At 64.5% G+C, this 17,115-nt stretch carries 16 protein-coding genes, 3 tRNA genes and 1 pseudogene; 6 read left to right on the forward strand and 14 right to left on the reverse strand.

The window, feature by feature from the left end; all coding sequences use genetic code 11:
* Nucleotides 1-110: 110 nt before the first annotated feature.
* The 9 genes from OW521_RS06270 to OW521_RS06310 form a co-directional block, all read right to left on the reverse strand.
* Nucleotides 111-722: a hypothetical protein gene (locus OW521_RS06270; RefSeq protein WP_268023840.1), complete on the reverse strand. Its 612-nt coding sequence runs from the start codon at nucleotides 720-722 to the stop codon at nucleotides 111-113.
* Complete coding sequence (locus tag OW521_RS06275; RefSeq protein WP_268023841.1) at nucleotides 719-1,414, reverse strand: DUF6286 domain-containing protein; 696 nt, start codon at nucleotides 1,412-1,414, stop codon at nucleotides 719-721. The genes OW521_RS06270 and OW521_RS06275 overlap by 4 nt, the downstream gene beginning before the upstream one ends.
* Entirely contained in the window at nucleotides 1,411-1,794 is a 384-nt protein-coding gene (locus tag OW521_RS06280; RefSeq protein ID WP_268023843.1) for a hypothetical protein, read from the reverse strand. The genes OW521_RS06275 and OW521_RS06280 overlap by 4 nt, the downstream gene beginning before the upstream one ends.
* On the reverse strand, nucleotides 1,791-1,982 hold the full coding sequence (locus tag OW521_RS06285) for a DUF2273 domain-containing protein (RefSeq protein ID WP_268023845.1): 192 nt from the start codon (nucleotides 1,980-1,982) through the stop codon (nucleotides 1,791-1,793). The genes OW521_RS06280 and OW521_RS06285 overlap by 4 nt, the downstream gene beginning before the upstream one ends.
* Nucleotides 1,979-2,452, reverse strand: coding sequence for an Asp23/Gls24 family envelope stress response protein (locus OW521_RS06290; protein ID WP_268023847.1), 474 nt, complete (start codon nucleotides 2,450-2,452; stop codon nucleotides 1,979-1,981). The genes OW521_RS06285 and OW521_RS06290 overlap by 4 nt, the downstream gene beginning before the upstream one ends.
* Before the next feature lie 97 nt (nucleotides 2,453-2,549).
* On the reverse strand, nucleotides 2,550-3,032 hold the full coding sequence (locus tag OW521_RS06295; protein ID WP_268023849.1) for a hypothetical protein: 483 nt from the start codon (nucleotides 3,030-3,032) through the stop codon (nucleotides 2,550-2,552).
* Nucleotides 3,033-3,677: 645 nt separating this feature from the next.
* Nucleotides 3,678-3,750 (reverse strand) — tRNA-Phe (locus tag OW521_RS06300).
* Between the two features lie 50 nt (nucleotides 3,751-3,800).
* Nucleotides 3,801-3,874, reverse strand: a tRNA-Asp gene (locus tag OW521_RS06305).
* Between the two features lie 84 nt (nucleotides 3,875-3,958).
* A tRNA-Glu gene (locus tag OW521_RS06310) sits at nucleotides 3,959-4,031 on the reverse strand.
* 252 nt (nucleotides 4,032-4,283) lie between these two features.
* Between OW521_RS06310 and OW521_RS06315 the strand changes: the two are divergent.
* A pseudogene (locus OW521_RS06315) lies at nucleotides 4,284-5,191 on the forward strand (DMT family transporter).
* A 29-nt stretch (nucleotides 5,192-5,220) separates the two neighbouring features.
* On the opposite strand, the gene OW521_RS06320 reads toward OW521_RS06315, so the two are convergent.
* The gene (locus tag OW521_RS06320) at nucleotides 5,221-6,141 is read right to left on the reverse strand and encodes a carbohydrate kinase family protein (protein ID WP_268023850.1); all 921 of its coding nucleotides are present in this window, start codon (nucleotides 6,139-6,141) and stop codon (nucleotides 5,221-5,223) included.
* Nucleotides 6,142-6,169: 28 nt separating this feature from the next.
* Nucleotides 6,170-7,222, reverse strand: a complete 1,053-nt coding sequence (locus OW521_RS06325) for a LacI family DNA-binding transcriptional regulator (protein WP_268023852.1) — start codon at nucleotides 7,220-7,222, stop codon at nucleotides 6,170-6,172.
* 161 nt (nucleotides 7,223-7,383) lie between these two features.
* Between OW521_RS06325 and OW521_RS06330 the strand changes: the two genes are divergently transcribed.
* The gene (locus OW521_RS06330; protein WP_268023854.1) at nucleotides 7,384-7,878 is read left to right on the forward strand and encodes a metallopeptidase family protein; all 495 of its coding nucleotides are present in this window, start codon (nucleotides 7,384-7,386) and stop codon (nucleotides 7,876-7,878) included.
* Nucleotides 7,879-7,888: 10 nt separating this feature from the next.
* Nucleotides 7,889-8,809, forward strand: a complete 921-nt coding sequence (locus tag OW521_RS06335; RefSeq protein WP_268023856.1) for a cation diffusion facilitator family transporter — start codon at nucleotides 7,889-7,891, stop codon at nucleotides 8,807-8,809.
* A 6-nt stretch (nucleotides 8,810-8,815) separates the two neighbouring features.
* Here OW521_RS06335 and OW521_RS06340 read toward each other — a convergent pair whose 3' ends face one another.
* Both OW521_RS06340 and OW521_RS06345 read right to left on the reverse strand, forming a co-directional pair.
* Nucleotides 8,816-11,593 (reverse strand): PEP/pyruvate-binding domain-containing protein, encoded by a 2,778-nt coding sequence (locus OW521_RS06340; RefSeq protein WP_268023858.1) that lies wholly within the window; start codon nucleotides 11,591-11,593, stop codon nucleotides 8,816-8,818.
* Between the two features lie 55 nt (nucleotides 11,594-11,648).
* On the reverse strand, nucleotides 11,649-12,698 hold the full coding sequence (locus tag OW521_RS06345) for a universal stress protein (RefSeq protein ID WP_268023860.1): 1,050 nt from the start codon (nucleotides 12,696-12,698) through the stop codon (nucleotides 11,649-11,651).
* A 398-nt stretch (nucleotides 12,699-13,096) separates the two neighbouring features.
* On the opposite strand from OW521_RS06345, the gene OW521_RS06350 reads away from it, so the two are divergent.
* On the forward strand, nucleotides 13,097-13,801 hold the full coding sequence (locus tag OW521_RS06350) for an FAD-dependent monooxygenase (RefSeq protein WP_268025717.1): 705 nt from the start codon (nucleotides 13,097-13,099) through the stop codon (nucleotides 13,799-13,801).
* A gap of 26 nt (nucleotides 13,802-13,827) precedes the next feature.
* Here the strand turns inward: OW521_RS06350 and OW521_RS06355 are convergent, their stop codons facing one another.
* Nucleotides 13,828-14,472: a copper resistance CopC family protein gene (locus OW521_RS06355; protein WP_268023862.1), complete on the reverse strand. Its 645-nt coding sequence runs from the start codon at nucleotides 14,470-14,472 to the stop codon at nucleotides 13,828-13,830.
* A gap of 115 nt (nucleotides 14,473-14,587) precedes the next feature.
* Between OW521_RS06355 and OW521_RS06360 the strand changes: the two genes are divergently transcribed.
* Together OW521_RS06360 and hutG are read left to right on the forward strand one after the other, a co-directional pair.
* A complete protein-coding gene (locus tag OW521_RS06360; protein WP_268023863.1) occupies nucleotides 14,588-16,030 on the forward strand; it encodes an NCS2 family permease in 1,443 nt (480 codons plus the stop codon).
* A 74-nt stretch (nucleotides 16,031-16,104) separates the two neighbouring features.
* Complete coding sequence (gene hutG, locus OW521_RS06365; protein WP_268023865.1) at nucleotides 16,105-17,070, forward strand: formimidoylglutamase; 966 nt, start codon at nucleotides 16,105-16,107, stop codon at nucleotides 17,068-17,070.
* Nucleotides 17,071-17,115 lie beyond the last annotated feature (45 nt).

Here is a 17,115-nt window from a genome sequence, read left to right on the forward strand (position 1 = left end):
GGGAAGAGTTCCCCCTCTACCGTTCAAACTATGGCCCTGTGCAAACCTCCGCAACACAAAGGCCGGGCAGGAACATTGCGGCGCGGTTAACAATGGCCGCACCTCCGGGTCTAACGAACGCGCTCGGCCTTGCTGAACCTGGCCCTCGCGCCAGCCCCAATATGAATCAACACCGGGGTCCTGCGGCCCACCACCACATCCAGGGCCTCCACAAGCCGCGAAACGTCCGCGGCGAGGGTATGCGGGGATACGCCTTGACGGGGCTGGACCCGGATCCTAAGGCCCGGACGACCCCTCACCTCATAGGTAGCCACCGTAACGCCCGCAAGATCCGGACGATCGGCGAGTGCCGCCTTCAGCGCCTGCTCCGCCAAATTCCCGCCAATGCGAACATCGCCGGCGGTCCGGCGGTCGTCATAGTCCGACACGATGAGGTTGGCGCGGCCTTTGCCTTGCTGCGATACCCAAGCCACCATCAGCACGATCAGCACGATCAGCACCACCAGCGCCGCTACCCAGAGCCAGCTTTCCTCACGGCCCGGAATCCGGGTCTGTTCCGAGAGGTATTTGGCGTGTTCCCAGACTCCCGTGGACCAGCTGCGCCACCAACTGCCCACCGCGGGAACGGTGGCGAGCAGCACTAAGAGGATGCCGACGGCGAACAGCTTCAGGCCAAGGATGCCAATCAAGATGCGGTTAAGGACATGCGGGGTTCCGTTCATGCGCCGATCACCCCGGATGTAGCCACATTGACGCGGACGGCCGGCATGGGCGAAGGCGCCATTTTCTGAAGTTCATTTTCGACGGCGGCAAGGATCCGTTCCTCGTGCACGGGCACGCCGGAGGTGGGCCGGACGTTGACTACTGCTTTCCGCTGCGAAACAACCACCATGACTTGCTCCTGGGTGACATTCGCTGCTGTTCGGGCGGCCCTGGCGAGTGCGGAAGCAATGACCTCGTCGTCCACGACCACTCCGGCCCGGGGATCCTCAAGCAAATGCCGGAACTTCCGGCCGGGCAGGACAGCGTTCAACAAGAAGATCAATCCCACCATGGCTACGACGCCGCCAAGGGAGCCGAGCAGCAGGGGCGAAATACCTTCGGGCAGGGCTATGAGGCGTTCGGCCGCAGTTTGCGGGTCAATGAGCCACGGCGGTTGGCCAATGGCGCGCAGGGCGGATTCGAGGAGTGCATAGACGCAGGCTGCGATGACCAAAACCGCGGCGAGCCCGGCCATTCCCGCACGGGAGGACCGTGTCTCGCGCTTCAGGATGCGCCGGAGTCCTGCATCGATCGGATCGCCGCCCTCCGGGGTCTCTGGCGCCTGGTTTCCGGGGTGCTGGCCTTCGCTCGCCTGGGGGTCTCCCGCGTGCGGGTGGCTACTGTGCGGGTGCGGGGTCTGCAGGTCGCTCATTGGACACGAGCTCCTTCACTGATGCGTGCGCCGCTGATCCGGATATCCACCCGGCTCAGGGTGGAGCCGCTGAGTTCGGTGACGCGTTCAAGGATGGCCGTCTTGGCAGCCACGGCGCGGTCCCAAACCGATCCACCGAATCCGTCTACCCGCCGTGGATCCCTGAGGACCTCCGTCAGCGAGGGCACACGGATCGGAGCGGCCACCGAGAGCGCCAGAAGGCCGTCGTCGTCTGAACATTCGGCTCGAACATCCTGTGGCGAGACACCCAGCGCCTCTGCAGCGGCCGCCTGTGCCAAAGTGGTGAGGGCCTGGGTGCTGATCCGGTTGTGGCCGGCCATCGTGATGGCGGGCTGCACCGCCTCAGCCATGGAGCTCATGACGATGAGCGACGGCCGGTGAGGGCGTCCAGCACGCTGCGCAGGTCAAGTTTTCCGTCCGCGGCGCGGCCCAGAAGTGCGCCGATGCCCATGAAGAGAAGGGCAATGACAAAACCCCACAGCCCGAATTGGAAAGCCATGAACGCCACGAAGGCGCCGATCCCGATCCCGACAACAGTCATGCTCACTGGAGTGGCTCCCTTTCCGATAATGCGCTTTTTGTTCCAGCTTTAACAGGCGGGGCAACGTAGACATCGTTGATTTCGACGTTGACCTCTATGACTTCCAGTCCCACCAACGATTCGACCGCGGCATAAACGGCCGCGCGAACCTGGTTGGCGACATCATGCAATGGGTACCCGTAAATGGCCACAAGGTTGATATCCACGGCCACCTGGGTTTCGCCGACCTCGGCGCGGACGCCCGCAGCATGGTCCTGGCTACCGACGGCGTCGCGGATGGCTCCAAGCGCGCGTGAAGGGGCCGAGCCCAAGGAGTAGACACCCGGAACCGCCCTCGCGGCAATGCCAGCAACCTTGGCGACAGCGGAATCCGAGATCACTGTGCGGCCGCTTGCTGCCACCGTTTGTCGATCCTCGGAAACCGGAGCCCCAACGGCTTCCGGTTCAGGCGCGGTGAAGCTTTCCTGCGGTTCCATGTAGCCCTCCCCTTCTGTTGAGTACCACCCTAGCGCTTGCCTGTGACAAGGCGGAGACAAAGGTGAATACAAAGAGGAAGACGGCAGCTCAGGCCCATTACTTGCAGTTCTTGTTGACCCAGTCCTCGATCGGCTTGGAGAGCGCCTCGAACTCCCCGGTGCCGTATTTGCTGTAGTCACTGCCCGCCGAATCGATGAAGGCCTTGAGCTTTTCAAAGTGCGGCTTCAGTTCATCCGGAACTTTGCCCTGCATCTTGGCCAGCTCATCCTGGGCCTTCTTGATATCGTCGGGGTTCCCACCTGCCAAGCTCGCCAACGGCAAAAGGGAAATGCTCAGCCACGTGGCACTTACGGAAACGCAGGCCTCGTTCATCGAACCGAAGGCGCCGTACAAGCCACCGGAGCCGGTAGGTGCAGTGCTCGGCTCGCTGCTTTGAGGGGGCGCCGGAACGGTCGGCGACTGTTGCTTACTCTGGGCCGATTGGGTGCCTTGGGCTGTTGGCATTTGAAATGCACAACCACTCAAGGCCAAGGTTGAGGCCACCAAAGTGGCAAGCAGCAGCCGCGGCGTGTTTTTCATTTTTCTCCCCATTTTTCGCGCGTATCGACGTGCCAACGGGGAAAGAATATGCCCGGGAGAGTTGGATGAATAGAGCCGGGGCGTCCCAGGGCCGCGCTTCGGGATGGCGCGCCGACGTCAGCGTCAGCGCTGCCGCCGTCGGATTCTGCTGGATCAATCCCGTCACACAGCGTGCCGGCCCCGAGATTCCAAGGATCTGGAGTTTATCCACTCGAATGATTGAGCAGAATCCGACACCTCCGCTCGGGCCGACGTGTCCCCCCTCCGAGGGAAGGCGTTGAGTTCTTCATCCTCGGACAGCGCTGCTCAGTCAAAGTCATCGGCATTGATATCGACGAGTTCGAAAGGATGCGAGCCAATAACGGACCCCGGGTTGCGGATCACCACGACCGAACCATTTCATTTCCCGGCGGAGGTCGGTTCCGAGCGACCAGACGACACCGACGTCATTGCTGGCGCCAACAGAGCTCCGCCTTACCGGACGTGACAGAGAACTTGACCTGCGGATTCAAACTCTGTGAAGCCGCGCCGCCAGACACTCCGGTTTTATACACCTTTTGCCCTATAACCCCGCACTGCGCACCATTGCATTCAATTGGTTAAGAGAAAAGCGCCGGTTCCGAAGAACTAGCGCTTCCCAGTGGGTGGCTCCGACCGGCGTCGATCCGGTGACCTTTCGATTTTCAGTCGAACGCTCTACCAACTGAGCTACAGAGCCTTAGGTGACAATGTCACCATGATTGCCGGAATTTCTTCCGGCAATCAGAGCGACCCTGACGGGACTTGAACCCGCGACCTCCGCCGTGACAGGGCGGCGCGCTAACCAACTGCGCTACAGGGCCTTGCTTGTTTGCAGTATCTCTACCGCCTTTTTCAAGGCTTCCAGCCTACCAGACTTCTCAGCCTAGTTTGACCAGTTCCTCGCGTACCCCCAACGGGATTCGAACCCGTGCCGCCGCCGTGAAAGGGCGGTGTCCTAGGCCGCTAGACGATGGGGGCCTGGAACAATCCGAATTCGCGACGGTCACCAACACCATGTGTTTTACCGCTTCTCGCTCGTCCGAACTGGACTCTAAAACTTTAGAGCATAGTCAGGGTTATTCCCAAATCGCGCCCCGCGGAACGCAAACCGGTATCAAACCAGGACTCAACCCAGCGTTCAAATCCGCTCCGTCAGAGTTGGCGGTTTCTTGTTGCAAGGCGTCCGAATTCCGCCAGTCCGTCCCGCCCTTCGCGGACTAGATTGGCATCATGGCCACAAGCACCCCAACCTCTCCGGCGACCACAAACTCCCGGACCATCAGCAAGCTCGGCATCGCTGCCGTCGTCGTCACCGTTGTCCTTTGGGCGTCCGCGTTCGTAGGCATCCGCGCCGTGGGGCCAAGCTTCTCCCCGGCTCCTTGACGCTCGGGCGGCTGGCGGTTGCCGCCGTCGCGCTCGGCATTGTCGCCCTGCCGAGGCTCAAGCGCTGGCCGAAGGGCCGCGAATGGTGGCCCATCCTGTCCTACGGCGTCATGTGGTTCGCGGGTTACAACCTGGCCCTGAACGCCGCTGAGCACATGCTGGACGCCGGAACCAGCGCCATGCTCATCAACGTCTCACCCATCCTGATCGCGGTCCTCGCCGGCGTCATCCTGAAAGAAGGCTTTCCGCGCTGGCTGATCATCGGCAGCCTGGTGGCGTTCGGCGGGGTTGCGCTGATCGCGCTCGGTTCGGGACAGCGCTCGACGGCGGACGTCGCCGGGGTGCTGTTGTGCCTACTCGCCGCTGTGCTCGCCGCGGTGAGCGTCATCGTCCAGAAGCCCGTGCTGCGCGCGTTCTCCGCGGCGCAGGCCACGTGGTTCGGCATCATCGTAGGCGCCGTCTGCTGCCTGCCGTGGGCAGGCCAACTGGTGTCCGAGGTGCAGGCCGCTCCCCTTCCGGCCACGCTTGGACTGGTGTACCTGGGGATCTTCCCCACGGCCATCGCTTTCACCACCTGGGCATATGCCCTCTCCCTCATCGAGGCCGGAAAGCTCGCCGCAACGACGTACCTGGTTCCAGGCACCACCATTCTGATTTCCTGGGCGGTGCTCAGCGAGATCCCCACCATCTGGGGCCTGGTGGGCGGCGTGATCTGCCTGGTCGGCGTCGGGTTGACGCGGCGCCGGTCCCGCTAGAGCCACCGCCATCGTCGAAGAACCCGGCCCTACCTGGCCATTCCCGCAAGAAGCTCGCGGTGCGTGGGCGGGTTTGCCCCAGGGCGCCCCACGGTAATAGACGCGGCCATGGAAGCGGTCTGGCCGATGCGTTCGAGAACTGTGGGCGCAAGCCCCTGGCTACCGCGCAGCAGCAGTCCGAGGATCAGTGCCGACATGTACGAATCGCCGGCGCCGATGGTGTCCGCCACCACCGAAGTCACCGCGGGGACCGTCAGCTGGGTGTGGAGCGTCGCCATCAGCGAGCCTTCGGCACCTCGCGTGACCACGGCGAGGCCCGCACCGAGGCCCAGGATGTGCTTGGCGGTCTCCTCCAGGGACTTGCCCGGATAGAGCCAGAATGCGTCGTCGTCACTGAGCTTCACGACGCTGGTCAGCGGTACCAGCTCCTCGAAAATGCGGAGCGCCTCGCTGTGGCTGCCCAGGAGGTCCGTGCGGATGTTGGGGTCGTACGTGACAATGCATCCGCCTTGCGCCTGCTCCAGGAGGTTCCTGACCACGCCAGCGCCAGGCTCGAGGAACGTGGCAATCGAGCCCGTATGGAGGATCTTCGGGGCGTAAGGGAGTGCGGCGGGAGCCAGTTTCCACTCGATGTCGAAGGTGTATTCGGCCGAACCGTCCGCGGCGATCTCGGCGGTCGCCGTCGCGGTCTTCGCGAGCGATTGCGAGCCCGGCAGCACAACTACACCGGCGCTTGCCAGGTGCGTCGCGATGGCCTCGCCGCGGGAGTCGCGCCCGACGGCGGTGAGCAGCCCGGCCTTCACGTCGAGCCGCCCGAGGCCGTAGGCGACGTTTGCCGGCGAGCCGCCGGGGTATTCGGTCTGCCCTTCGGGCGAGTTGACGATGTCGATGAGCGCTTCGCCGACCACGACGACGTCGAGCGGCTCGGACGCAAGGGGCGAGTGGTTCATGCGTTTCCTGTTCCTTGGTTGGGGAGTTTCAGTAGCTACTAGTGAATTTCGGTGGCGCGGCCACGGAATGGCGTTCGACGAGTGGACATTCAAAGTATTCGGTTCGGCCGTTGCGGTCAGCGCCGGCCAGCAGCAGTTCAACGGCGCGCCGGCCCATCTCCAGGAAGGGCAGCTCGAGGGTCGTCAGTCCGGGCCGCAAGTGCGGGGCGAGCGTTTCCTGATTGTCGAAACCGACCAGGGAGACATCGCCCGGGATGGACAATCCGAGCTGGGCCAAAGCCTGGTAGGCACCCCAGGCGGTGCGGTCATTGGCGCAGAAGATCGCCGTGGGCGGCTCCGGACCGGCCATGAGCCCAAGGGCGTTGTCGAAACCACCCGATTCGTGCCCGTCGCCTGCGCGGTGCAGCCCGGAATCGGGGTTGAGACCCGCCTCCTCGAGCGCCCGGACATAGCCCGCATGGCGCCCGACGGCGGCCGGAAGCTCACCGTCCGGGTCACCGATGTTGATCATCGCGATCCGGCGATGTCCGGCGTCGAGCAGCCGTTTGGTGGCGGTGTAGCCGCCCAGCTCTTCTTGCGGAGCGATGCTGGGAAAGCGTCCGGATCGGTCACGAGAATTGAGCACGACGGCGGGCACCTCCGCCAGGACGTCGGGCACGTCAAGGACCCGGTGGTACATGGCGGCGTAGACCACTCCGGCGACTTTGTAGGACAGCATGGTCTCCAGTGAAGCGGCCTCCAGGGCCTTGTCACCGCCCGTGTTGACGGTCAGGAGCAGCAGCCCGGCCTCCCACGCCCTCGCTTGCGCGCCCTCGATGATCTTGCCGGCGAAAGGCGCGGTGGCCACGAAGTCGCCGACGAAGCCGATCATCCCGGCAACGCCGTCGCGGAGCACTTTGGCGTGGGCGTTGGTCCGGTAGCCCAAGTCATAGGCGGCGGCATGGACCTTGCGGCGGGTCTCCTCCGAGAACCTGGTTCCCGCGGCGTCGTTGAGCACCAGCGAAACCGTGGCCTGGGAAACACCGGCAGCAGCAGCGACGTCGTTCATCGTCGTGCCGGATCTGCTACCGGGGCGGGTCATGGGAGTGGCCTGTCTGTCGCGAACTTTGAGGGGGCTTGTCACAGGATCCGCACGGCTGGGTGGGCTTAACCTGGGGCTGGTTATACGAATTACCAGCCCGGAAAACTGTAGCTGCCATGACATCCGGCGTCAACGGCCCGGCCACGGACTAGAGTCAGAGCATGCCCGCGAATTTGCCTCCCGGCCTGCCGATCGTTCCCGACGGCGATGGCCCCGGCGGCCAGCGCACTTCCTCCCCGCTTCCAGGTACCGGGACTGGCTCTCGGGCGGCACAGTTCAATACCGCGCCGTTCAATATGTCGCCGGAAGACTTCGAAGCGGCGGTGGGCGACGCCCTGCTCCTGATTCCGGACAAGGCGGCCCGTGCCATGGACAATGTGGCGATCTTCATCGAGGACGACTACACGCCGCAGCCCGGAGACGCCCCAGGCACGGTGTTGCTGGGCCTGTACGAAGGCGTGCCGCTGACGGAACGGGACTCCTGGTGGGACGCCGGTTCACTCCCGGACCGGATCACCATCTTCCGGCAACCAATCCTGGATATCTGTTCATCGCGCCAGGAAGTGATCGACGAGGTCGCCATTACCGTGATCCACGAGATCGCCCACCACTTCGGAATCGGCGACGACCGCTTGCACGAACTCGGCTGGGGATAGCCTTGTAGGCATGGGGCACGATCACAACCACTCACACGGCGTCACCGCAACCGGCAAGCATCGGAAGCGGCTCATCGCTGTCTTGGCCATCACCCTCGCGGTGGTCCTCGTCCAGGTGGCGGGCGCCGTCGTCTCCGGTTCGTTGGCCCTGCTGGCCGACGCAGGCCACATGCTCTCCGATGCAGCAGGCGTCTTCATTGCCTTGCTTGCCGCATGGATAGCCACCCGCCCGCCGAGCGATCAACGCACCTACGGGTACCAGCGCGCCGAGGTCCTGGCCGCCCTGGCCAACGCCCTCATCTTGATCGTGATCTCGGTAGTGATCTTCATCGAGGCAATCCGCCGCTTCGGGGAGACGCCGGAGATCCGGACGGACGTCATGCTCTTTGCCGCCATCCTGGGGGCCGTGGCCAACCTGGTCTCGCTTCTCATCCTGCGCGGGGCCCAGAAGGAAAGCCTCAACGTCCGGGGCGCCTACCTTGAAGTCCTGGGCGACCTGCTGGGTTCGTTCGCCGTCATCGTCGCCGCGATTATCATCATGACCACCGGTTTACGGGCCGCCGACCCGATCGCATCCATCCTGATCTCGCTGATGATCCTGCCCCGTGCTTGGCACCTGCTGCGCGACGTGGTTGATGTGCTGCTGGAGGCCACGCCCAAGGGCGTTGAGGTCCAGATGATCCGCGAGCACATCCTCTCTGTCGAGGGCGTGGTGGCCGTTCATGACATCCACATTTGGACCATCACGTCCGGGGTTCCGGTCTTCTCGGCCCACGTGGTGGTGGAGGACCGGATCTTGGACGCCACGGGTGCGGACCGGCTCCTGGACCAACTCGGTTCCTGCCTCGGCTCGCATTTCGACACCGAGCACTGCACTTTCCAACTGGAACCGGCGGGCCACTCGGCACACGAAACCCACCAGCACGCCTAGGGCGCCTCAGCTCTCCGGGACTACCGTCCCGGTGGCGCCGTCCACCGTGATCGTTTGGCCGGAGCTGATCCGGGACGTGGCATCCGGGACGCCCACGACTGCCGGAATCCCGTACTCACGCGCTACGACGGCGCCATGGGAGTTGGGCCCACCCATCTCCATCACCAGTCCCCCGGCAGTCAGGAAGAGCGGCGTCCAGCCGGGATCGGTGGAGGGAGCCACCAGGATTTCCCCGGGTTCGAGATGAGCACCCACCGGGTCCATGATCACCCTGGCTACCGCAGTCACCGTTCCCGCCGAAGCCGGAGTTCCCAGCAACGCGCCATCCGGCATCGGTGCGCCCGCCGGAGCGCCAGTGCGGCCGAGCAGCCCGGAGGGCAGGGCTTCCGGCTCCGTGCCGTCCGAGAGCAGCACGCGTGGTACATGCCGGCGCTTCAGCTCAAGCTCGTAATCTTCCCGTCGCCGCATTACTACGTCATGGAGGTCCGCGCCGTCCAGGCCGAGGCGGGCGTCATTGAAATCCAGGAAGAAAACATCTCCGGCGTGATCGATGCTTCCCGCGTCCGCGAGGGTCTCTCCCACCTTCGAAATCTGTGCGCGGACCGCGGCGAAGGCAAGCACAAGGTTGTATTTGGGTAGCTCGCGCAGTCCTGCGAACATGCGCGTCCGCGCGAGTGCCATTTTCACGATTTTGGCATGGAGCGGACTCTTGGACCGCGCACGGGCCACCAGCACCGCAACCTGTTCCTCGGCGTCGTGGGCGGCTTTCTCGAACTGTCTGTCCGGCGCCAGGCGAGGATCGTCCAGGCGAAGGTAATTGGCCAGGACGCCAATGATGTGGGTGGGGTCGTCGGACCAGCGGGGCATGCCCAGATCGATTTCCGCGATGGCCCGGTGCCCGTAGTCGCGCAGGAACGAGGCCAATCCCGATTGCGCGACGCCCGGCAGCCCGCCGTCGTGGTAGCTCTCCGCAAGAGCCTCGGGGTCGCTGTTGGTAAGGATCTCCGCAGAAGCCGGGTCGTCGCGGATGCTGGTTGCGAGCCGCCACAGCGCAAGGTCCATTTCAGTGGTGACGTTGTTGGGCAGGCCGCGGATGACGGTCTGGAGTTCACCCCAGGAGGCTTGTTCGCCCAGTAGTTTCCGGACCAACCCCATCATCGCGAAGCCGAGCGCTACCGGAGGCAAGGTGTTGGGCAGTATGGGGAACAATTTTTCGCCCAGTATCCGCTCAGCGTGGTCAAGCCTTTGACGGGGGGTGGAATCGGCGGATAGTTCGAGCGCAGCTTTCAGGTTGTGGCCTAGTCCTTGAACCTTGTCCAGGGCAACGTTCGGCCGAAAAAGGGCGCGCAACAGGATCTCCGGAAGGCGGAAGCGGAACACGATTGGGGCCACATGCCTGATCGGCTTGAAGGGCGTCTTGCTGGTGACGGCGAAACGGGGGTCCTCGAACAGGGCGCGCATGACGGCCGCCGAGCGTGCTTCCATGACATCGAAGACCCTGGGCACGATGGCCCTGCCCGTAGTGCTCCGGAGCACCGAGGTCAGATCAAAATAGATGCGCTGCCCGGCCTCGTAGTATGGCGAAGGCCCCTTCCGCGGTTCAGGAACCCGGAATCCCGCCGCGCCAGCTACCGAAGACGCCATGAGCCTGATGCCCGCGAGGCCCATGGGAGTCAGCGGACGCGTGAGGCCTTGGGCGAGGCTGAAGCAAAGGTACGCGTGGGGGCCGGTGACTGCCGGTTGGCGGGTCATTTGCGGGTAGAGCGTGGTGATGGGGCGGGCTTGGGTGAGCCACAGCTTGCCATCGCCATCGATGGCCCATTCGTTATCCTGGGGTTCTCCATAGTGCTCCTCGACGCGCTGGCCGAGGGCAGCGAGTGCCCTGATTTGGGAGTCGCTGAGGCAAGCTCCTCCGGCCGGCCCGCCGGCGTCCAGCGAAGCCGTCGCGCCGTGGGTCCCGGGCGAATCGATCCTTTCGGTACCGCCTCCGGGAAGGGAGCGAATTACGAGCTTCCGATCCCCGATCCTTCGCTCCGTGATCCTGCCGGTGAGCGAGTCCACCACAAAGTGGTCTGGATTCACCGCGCCTGAGACCACGGCCTCACCGAGTCCGGGGTTGGCGTCGATGACTGCCTCGCGGCGCCGTCCGGTTACCGGATTGGCCGTGAACAGCACCCCGGCAGTATCAGCGTCCACCATGCGTTGAACGACGACGGCGAGTGTCACCGCAGCCTGGTCAATCCCGTTGCTTGCCCGGTAGCTGACCGCCCGATCAGTCCACAGCGAGGCCCAACACCTACGGACGGCCTGCAGCACGGCGTCGGCCCCTACGACATTCAGGTAGGTGTCCTGCTGCCCGGCGAAACTCGCAAAGGGCAGGTCCTCCGCCGTCGCGGAGGACCTGACGGCCACCGCCGATTCCGGGCCCAGCGCGACGTAGGCCTGGCGGACGGCGTCCTCGACGTCGGCAGGGATCCCGGCGTCGAGCACCGCATCCCTGGCGCGCGCCGCAAGGGATGCGAGCCCCTCAAGGTCGCCAGGATCCACGTCCCCAAGCCTGTGGAGAACATCCGAGAGGGCTGACTCGGGGCTTGCCTCCCGCTGCAATGCGCGCCGATAGGCCTCCGTGGTCAGGCAAAACCCGGGCGGGACCGGAAGTCCCGCCCAGATCAACTCGCCGAGGTTGGCAGCTTTGCCGCCGACCTCGGGAAGCATGGATGCCCGGATCCGGCGCAGTTCGAGGATGAAGCGCGGCGCCTCCTCCGGCCCTGGATCTTCCTCCATCGCGCCTGCCTCCGCCAGTGTTTGGGTGCTTGCCTCTTGTTTGGCCGCTTTACCGTTATGCGGCAAGCATGGGACCGAACTTGACGCGGTCCGCCAGCCTCGGATCCTCGCGGTCAGGAACAACCAGCACGGGACCCTTGGCATGATGCAAGACGCCGTCCGACGTTGAACCGAGGAGCATCCCCGCGAAACCTCCCCGCCCGCGCGTGCCGAGCACCACGAGTTCCACGCCGCGGCTCACTTCCACGAGAACCTCGACGGGCGAACCGTCCAGCAACTGGGTTTCGACAGGTAGCGTTGGGAAGTGGCTCTTAAGCCATGCCAATCCTGCATCCAGCTGGACCCTGATGTCCTTGAAGAGGGCCTCCCGGTCCAAGGGCGCCGGAACCCAGGCCAACGAGCCGCTGTACTCGGGTACGGCACAAATGACGCGCAGCTTCGCGCCCATGCGTTGGGCCTGCTCGGCGGCTTCCAACACGGCAACGCGGGCCTGCTCCGAGCCGTCCACGCCCACTGCCACGACGTTCTCGATCACGTGGGGTCCAGCCTTGGCACGCTCAGCTTTGATGTGCCTGTCCTCCGTGGTTTCGCCCAAGCGGTCCGCGCAGAAAAGCGGGACGGTCACGGTGGGGCACTTGGAGTGCGCGGGAAGGGCGCTGCTCACCGATCCCAAGAGCCTGCCCACGAACCCACCACGTCCCCGGGTGCCGAAGACCAGGAGTTCCGCTGTTTCGGACAGGTCCAGCAGCACGCCAGACGCATCTCCGTTTTCCACCGAGCCATCGACGTCGATGGCGTAGCCTGAAACTTTCTCAAGGGCCTGCTTGACGATCGCCTCGGCGCCGTCCCGGATAACGGAGTCATCCACTGTTGCATATCCCCCGTCCAAGCCGGAAGCCGCGAAGATGGGGACCGAGTATGCCGTGACTACGTGCAGGGGAAGCTGCCTGCGCTCGGCCTCGCGGGCAGCCCAAATGAGGGCGCATTGGCCGTGTTCGCTGCCGTCAACGCCCACCACGATCCCGCCAGGGGCAATCGATGGTTCCTCTCTGTTGCCTTCGGTCTCTGGGTGATGGCTTTCAGAGTGTTTGCCGTGCTGGTCCATGGGGCCCGCCTCCTCGCACTACTGGCTGATGTTGCGGCTATTCTGCCAGAGGCCGCACCCACAACGTGTTTCTCGCTTGACTGCCGTGAGTTGCGGTCTCCAATGCTCACTATTCTCGTTTGCAAGGGCCGAATCAAGCGGGAAGATGCGTATGTGGAAACCCGCCGGAGCGCCTTGGATTCGGCCACAACGGATAGTGAAAAATGCATTGGCGGACATGCCGATGCTTGGGCTATCCAGCACGCGATTTCTTCTGTAATGTTCGAGGCACTGGTGACCGGGGATCGTGTTTTTCAACACATCAACGGCCATCATTTGCGACCGCTTGGGGACTCGGACGCCATCAGGTGTTGCCTACGGCAACGCACCTTTCACGGAGGAGCCAAGCTGTGTCAACCATGCCTGCCGCGAGTACGGAACGCACCACCGCTGTGGTCATCGGTGCCGGCATGTCCGGCCTGGCCGTGGCCAGCGAGCTTAGCCGGTACGGCGTGGATGCAATCGTGGTGGACGGATTGCAAGCCCCCGGAGCCCCACAGCAGCTCAACACCGGCATCCTGCAGCGATGCGACGCAGCCGACGCCGCAGGTCTTCAGGAACGCAACGAAATCCTGAGGCACCTGCGCAATTACGCGGCCAGCCATGGCCTCGATGTCCGAAACACCACCCGGGCCGTCCGCCTTGACCGCGTGGACGATGCTGCCCTGGGCTCCCTGAATTCGGACGCCACCGTTTCAAGCGCAGTGATTTCCAGTTCAGTCGGACTGGACTTGGCCTCGCCCGGCGTGCCGTCGCACCAATGGGCTGTTCACACGGCCAGCGGAGTTCTTCTGGCCGACCATATTGTTGTCACCCGCTGCGGACAGAGCCAGTTGCGGCGGATGCTTGCCGAACTTGGCATCGCCATCGGCCAGAACCTGGTCGCGGCCATGCGTGCGATTGGAATGTACTTGGTGGGCGTCGGCGAACTGGCAACGCCCACGCCTAAGGAAGTCCTGCGCCAAGCCAAGGTGGTGGGTCAGGCGATCTCGGCCAAGGTGCACCCGGAAAGCGTCCACGCGGCCCTGACCGGCACGTTTGCGGCGGTTCCCGCCCTGGCCTAGTTAGCCCGCTCTGAAGAGACGGCTCCCTACGTTTCCTCGGGTTCGTCGTCCCCCGCAGGATCAGAGTCCTCAGAATCCCCGTTTGCTAGTCGGCGTCGTGCGGTCACGCCCAGGAACACCAGCAGCCCCGCGGCCACCGCTGCGAAGACCACAATGCTCCAAGGGAACGGCTGGGAAGCATCAGGCGCCCTGTCCGGCGTCGTGGTCGAACCCGGCGGGACTGTGCCCGCCGTGGGGACTGGAGCGGTGGGCTGGGTGCTCGAGGAGGCGCCGCCCGCCGTCGTACTTCCTGCCTTCGCGGTGAAGGCGAAGGTGCCCTCGATGGGGTGCGAATCCGAGCTGACAACGCGCCAGATGACGGTAAATGCCCCGGCAGGGGCGCCGGGGCGCAGCTTCTGCGACACCACCGCGTCCACGATTTCAACGGAACCATCTGCCCAGCTCTGGCCGGAAGCGTCGTTGACCCGGATCTGCGAACCGAGCAGGAGCGGCCGGTTGTTGAAGGTGACCGACACGGAGTCCGGGACGCTGCCAACTGTTGAGCCGTTAGCCGGCGATGTTGACTCGGCGACGTCGTGCGCGAAGGCCGGTGCCGCTGAGAACAGGGCGGCCGAGAAAAGAACCGCGGTAAAAGCGACGACGACGGCGAGCAGCTGGCGGATGGGACGCATGGGCGAGTGACTCCCTTGGTGTTGGATTCCTTACAAGACTAGGCGAATTCGCGGGAGGGCCGAAGCCGCGGGCATAGGATTTGAGAGCACACTTCCCCGATTCCCGGAGACCTTCATGCTCAAACAGGGTTCAGCCATCGATCGCTACTTCAAGATTTCGGAGCGCGGGTCCAACTACTCGCGGGAAATCCGGGGCGGCTTCGCCACCTTCTTTGCCATGAGCTACATCGTGGTCCTCAATCCCTTGATCCTCTCCGGGGCGGACTCCAGCGGCGCGTCCCTCGGCTTCCCCGCGGTCGCCGCTACCACCGCCTTCGTAGCTGGCATCCTGACCATCCTCATGGGGGCGTGGGCCAAACACCCCTTCGCCGTGGCCACCGGGCTGGGCGTCAACGCCTTCGTGGCCGTCACGATTGCCTCGCATCCCGGCCTGACGTGGCCGGACATGATGGGCCTCGTGATGCTGTCGGGCCTGACCATGCTGATCCTGGTTCTGACGGGTTTCCGGACCGCGGTCTTCAAAGCCGTTCCTGAAGCACTGAAGACGGCGATCGTGGTGGGTATCGGGCTTTTCATCGCCTTGATCGGCCTCGTCAATGCCGGCTTCGTGCGCCGTATTCCGGACGCCGCCGGCACCACGGTCCCGCTGGGCCTGGGCGTCGACGGGAAGCTGCTTGGCTGGCCCACTTTAGTGTTCGTCGTGGGCCTGGTGCTGACCATCGCACTGGTGGTCCGCAAAGTGCGTGGCGCCATCCTGATCGGCATCGTCGCCTCCACGGCCCTCGCCGCAATCCTCGAATTCACCCTGCACATCGGTCCGAGTTTCGACGGGAAGACCTACAACCCCCGCGGCTGGTCCCTCGTTGCGCCCAAGTTCACCGAATGGGCTGCCCCGGACCTGTCCCTCATCGGTAAGGCGAACCCCCTTGGTGCGTTCCAGCACCTTGGCTTCATCGCCGCCACGTTGCTGGCGTTCGTGATCCTCCTCAGCATCTTCTTCGACGCCATGGGCACCATGGTGGGCCTGGCCAGGGAAGCAGGAAACATCGACAAGCACGGAAACATCCCCAATGTTGACCGTGTCCTGCAGGTGGACGCCCTTGGCGCGATCATCGGTGGCGGTTCGTCCGTGTCCTCCAACCAGATCTTCGTGGAATCAGGTGCCGGCATCGGCGAGGGTGCCCGGACCGGCTTGGCCTCAATCGTGACTGGCCTGCTGTTCCTGGTGGCCATGTTCTTCACCCCGCTCATCAACCTGGTCCCGTTCGAAGCCGTCGCCCCGGCCTTGGTGGTGGTGGGCTTCATGATGGTGTCCCAGGTGGGCAAGATCCATTGGCAGGACTGGGGTGTGGGTATTCCCGCGTTCCTGACCATGGCCCTCATGCCGTTCACCTACTCGATCGCCAACGGCCTGGGCGCCGGGTTCATTTCCTTCGCCCTGATCCGGACCTTCCAGGGCCGCGCGCGTGAAGTGCACCCGCTCATGTGGGCCGTGGCCGCTGCATTCCTGCTGTTCTTCGGGATAGGTTCGGTCGAAGAGATCCTGGGCGTCAAGTAGCCCTTTCCGGTATACCGGACACCCGCGGCGTGCAAACCGTGTTTCTCGACGCCGCCATGCGCTGTGCTTGAATAATGGAGATTTCCCCCGCTATTGCCGATGTCCGCCCCGCGCCGTGGACCGGCCGCTTCGACGGCGACGGCGATGAGCACCGCCGCTGGTGGCAAGCCGTGGTGCCCCACACTCCCGGCGGTGTCGCCTCCGGCGCGACAGGAGCGGACCCCCGGCCCGCCGTCGTCGTGGGCTTCCGCAGTGACGAAGGCGTGCGCCGCAACAAGGGCCGGATTGGCGCGGCGGCCGCCCCGAAGGCGATCCGGAGTGCCTTGGGTCCGCTGGCTTTCCATCTGGGCCGGGAGGTGTTCGACGCCGGCGACGTCGTGGTGGAGGACGGTTCCCTTGAGTCGGGCCAGGAGCGCGCTGGTCGCGTGATTGCGGAATTTCTCGACGCCGGCAACCTCACTGTGCTGCTCGGCGGCGGGCACGAAACCGCCTTCGCCAGCTACCTGGGCGTGGCTGGCTCGGGGGCCGTAAAAAGCGGCAAGCGCCTCGGAGTCCTGAACCTGGATGCGCATTTCGACCTGCGGGACGAGCCGGTGCCGAGCTCGGGCACGCCGTTCCTGCAGATGGCACGCGCGGAAGCCGCCGCTGGCCGCGAACTGAACTACGCCGTCGTCGGAATTTCCGAACCCAACAACACGCGCACCCTCTTCGACACGGCAGACCGGCTAGGTGCGAGGTACCTCCTGGACGAGGACTGCTCCGCGGAGGCCGTGCAGGACTTCGTGGCGCGGTTCCTGCACACCGTGGATGCGCTGTACTTGACGATTGACCTCGACGTGCTGCCGGCGTCGGTGGCCCCTGGTGTGAGCGCTCCCGCGGCGTATGGCGTTCCGCTCCCCATCATCAGCGCGGTGTGCAAGCAGGTGGCCGCCAGCGGCAAGCTGCTGCACCTTGATGTTGCCGAGCTAAACCCCGAGTTCGATATCGATTCGCGGACCGCCAAGGTGGCCGCGCGCCTGGTGAACACCCTGCTGACGTAGCGCCCTCCCGCGGCGCTAGGCCCACCCAACTAACTCGCAGTTGTT

This window comes from Arthrobacter sp. MMS18-M83, from assembly GCF_026683955.1.
GTDB lineage: Bacteria > Actinomycetota > Actinomycetes > Actinomycetales > Micrococcaceae > Arthrobacter.

What these genes read in the sequence shown, in the direction of transcription:
- OW521_RS06270 (WP_268023840.1), bottom strand. Translation starts at nt 722, where the DNA reads ATGAACGGAACCCCGCATGTCCTTAACCGCATCTTGATTGGCATCCTT.
- OW521_RS06275 (WP_268023841.1), bottom strand. Translation starts at nt 1,414, where the DNA reads ATGAGCGACCTGCAGACCCCGCACCCGCACAGTAGCCACCCGCACGCG.
- OW521_RS06280 (WP_268023843.1), bottom strand. Translation starts at nt 1,794, where the DNA reads ATGAGCTCCATGGCTGAGGCGGTGCAGCCCGCCATCACGATGGCCGGC.
- OW521_RS06290 (WP_268023847.1), bottom strand. Translation starts at nt 2,452, where the DNA reads ATGGAACCGCAGGAAAGCTTCACCGCGCCTGAACCGGAAGCCGTTGGG.
- OW521_RS06295 (WP_268023849.1), bottom strand. Translation starts at nt 3,032, where the DNA reads ATGAAAAACACGCCGCGGCTGCTGCTTGCCACTTTGGTGGCCTCAACC.
- OW521_RS06320 (WP_268023850.1), bottom strand. Translation starts at nt 6,141, where the DNA reads ATGAACCACTCGCCCCTTGCGTCCGAGCCGCTCGACGTCGTCGTGGTC.
- OW521_RS06325 (WP_268023852.1), bottom strand. Translation starts at nt 7,222, where the DNA reads ATGACCCGCCCCGGTAGCAGATCCGGCACGACGATGAACGACGTCGCT.
- OW521_RS06330 (WP_268023854.1), top strand. Translation starts at nt 7,384, where the DNA reads ATGCCCGCGAATTTGCCTCCCGGCCTGCCGATCGTTCCCGACGGCGAT.
- OW521_RS06335 (WP_268023856.1), top strand. Translation starts at nt 7,889, where the DNA reads ATGGGGCACGATCACAACCACTCACACGGCGTCACCGCAACCGGCAAG.
- OW521_RS06340 (WP_268023858.1), bottom strand. Translation starts at nt 11,593, where the DNA reads ATGGAGGAAGATCCAGGGCCGGAGGAGGCGCCGCGCTTCATCCTCGAA.
- OW521_RS06345 (WP_268023860.1), bottom strand. Translation starts at nt 12,698, where the DNA reads ATGGACCAGCACGGCAAACACTCTGAAAGCCATCACCCAGAGACCGAA.
- OW521_RS06350 (WP_268025717.1), top strand. Translation starts at nt 13,097, where the DNA reads ATGCCTGCCGCGAGTACGGAACGCACCACCGCTGTGGTCATCGGTGCC.
- OW521_RS06355 (WP_268023862.1), bottom strand. Translation starts at nt 14,472, where the DNA reads ATGCGTCCCATCCGCCAGCTGCTCGCCGTCGTCGTCGCTTTTACCGCG.
- OW521_RS06360 (WP_268023863.1), top strand. Translation starts at nt 14,588, where the DNA reads ATGCTCAAACAGGGTTCAGCCATCGATCGCTACTTCAAGATTTCGGAG.
- hutG (WP_268023865.1), top strand. Translation starts at nt 16,105, where the DNA reads ATGGAGATTTCCCCCGCTATTGCCGATGTCCGCCCCGCGCCGTGGACC.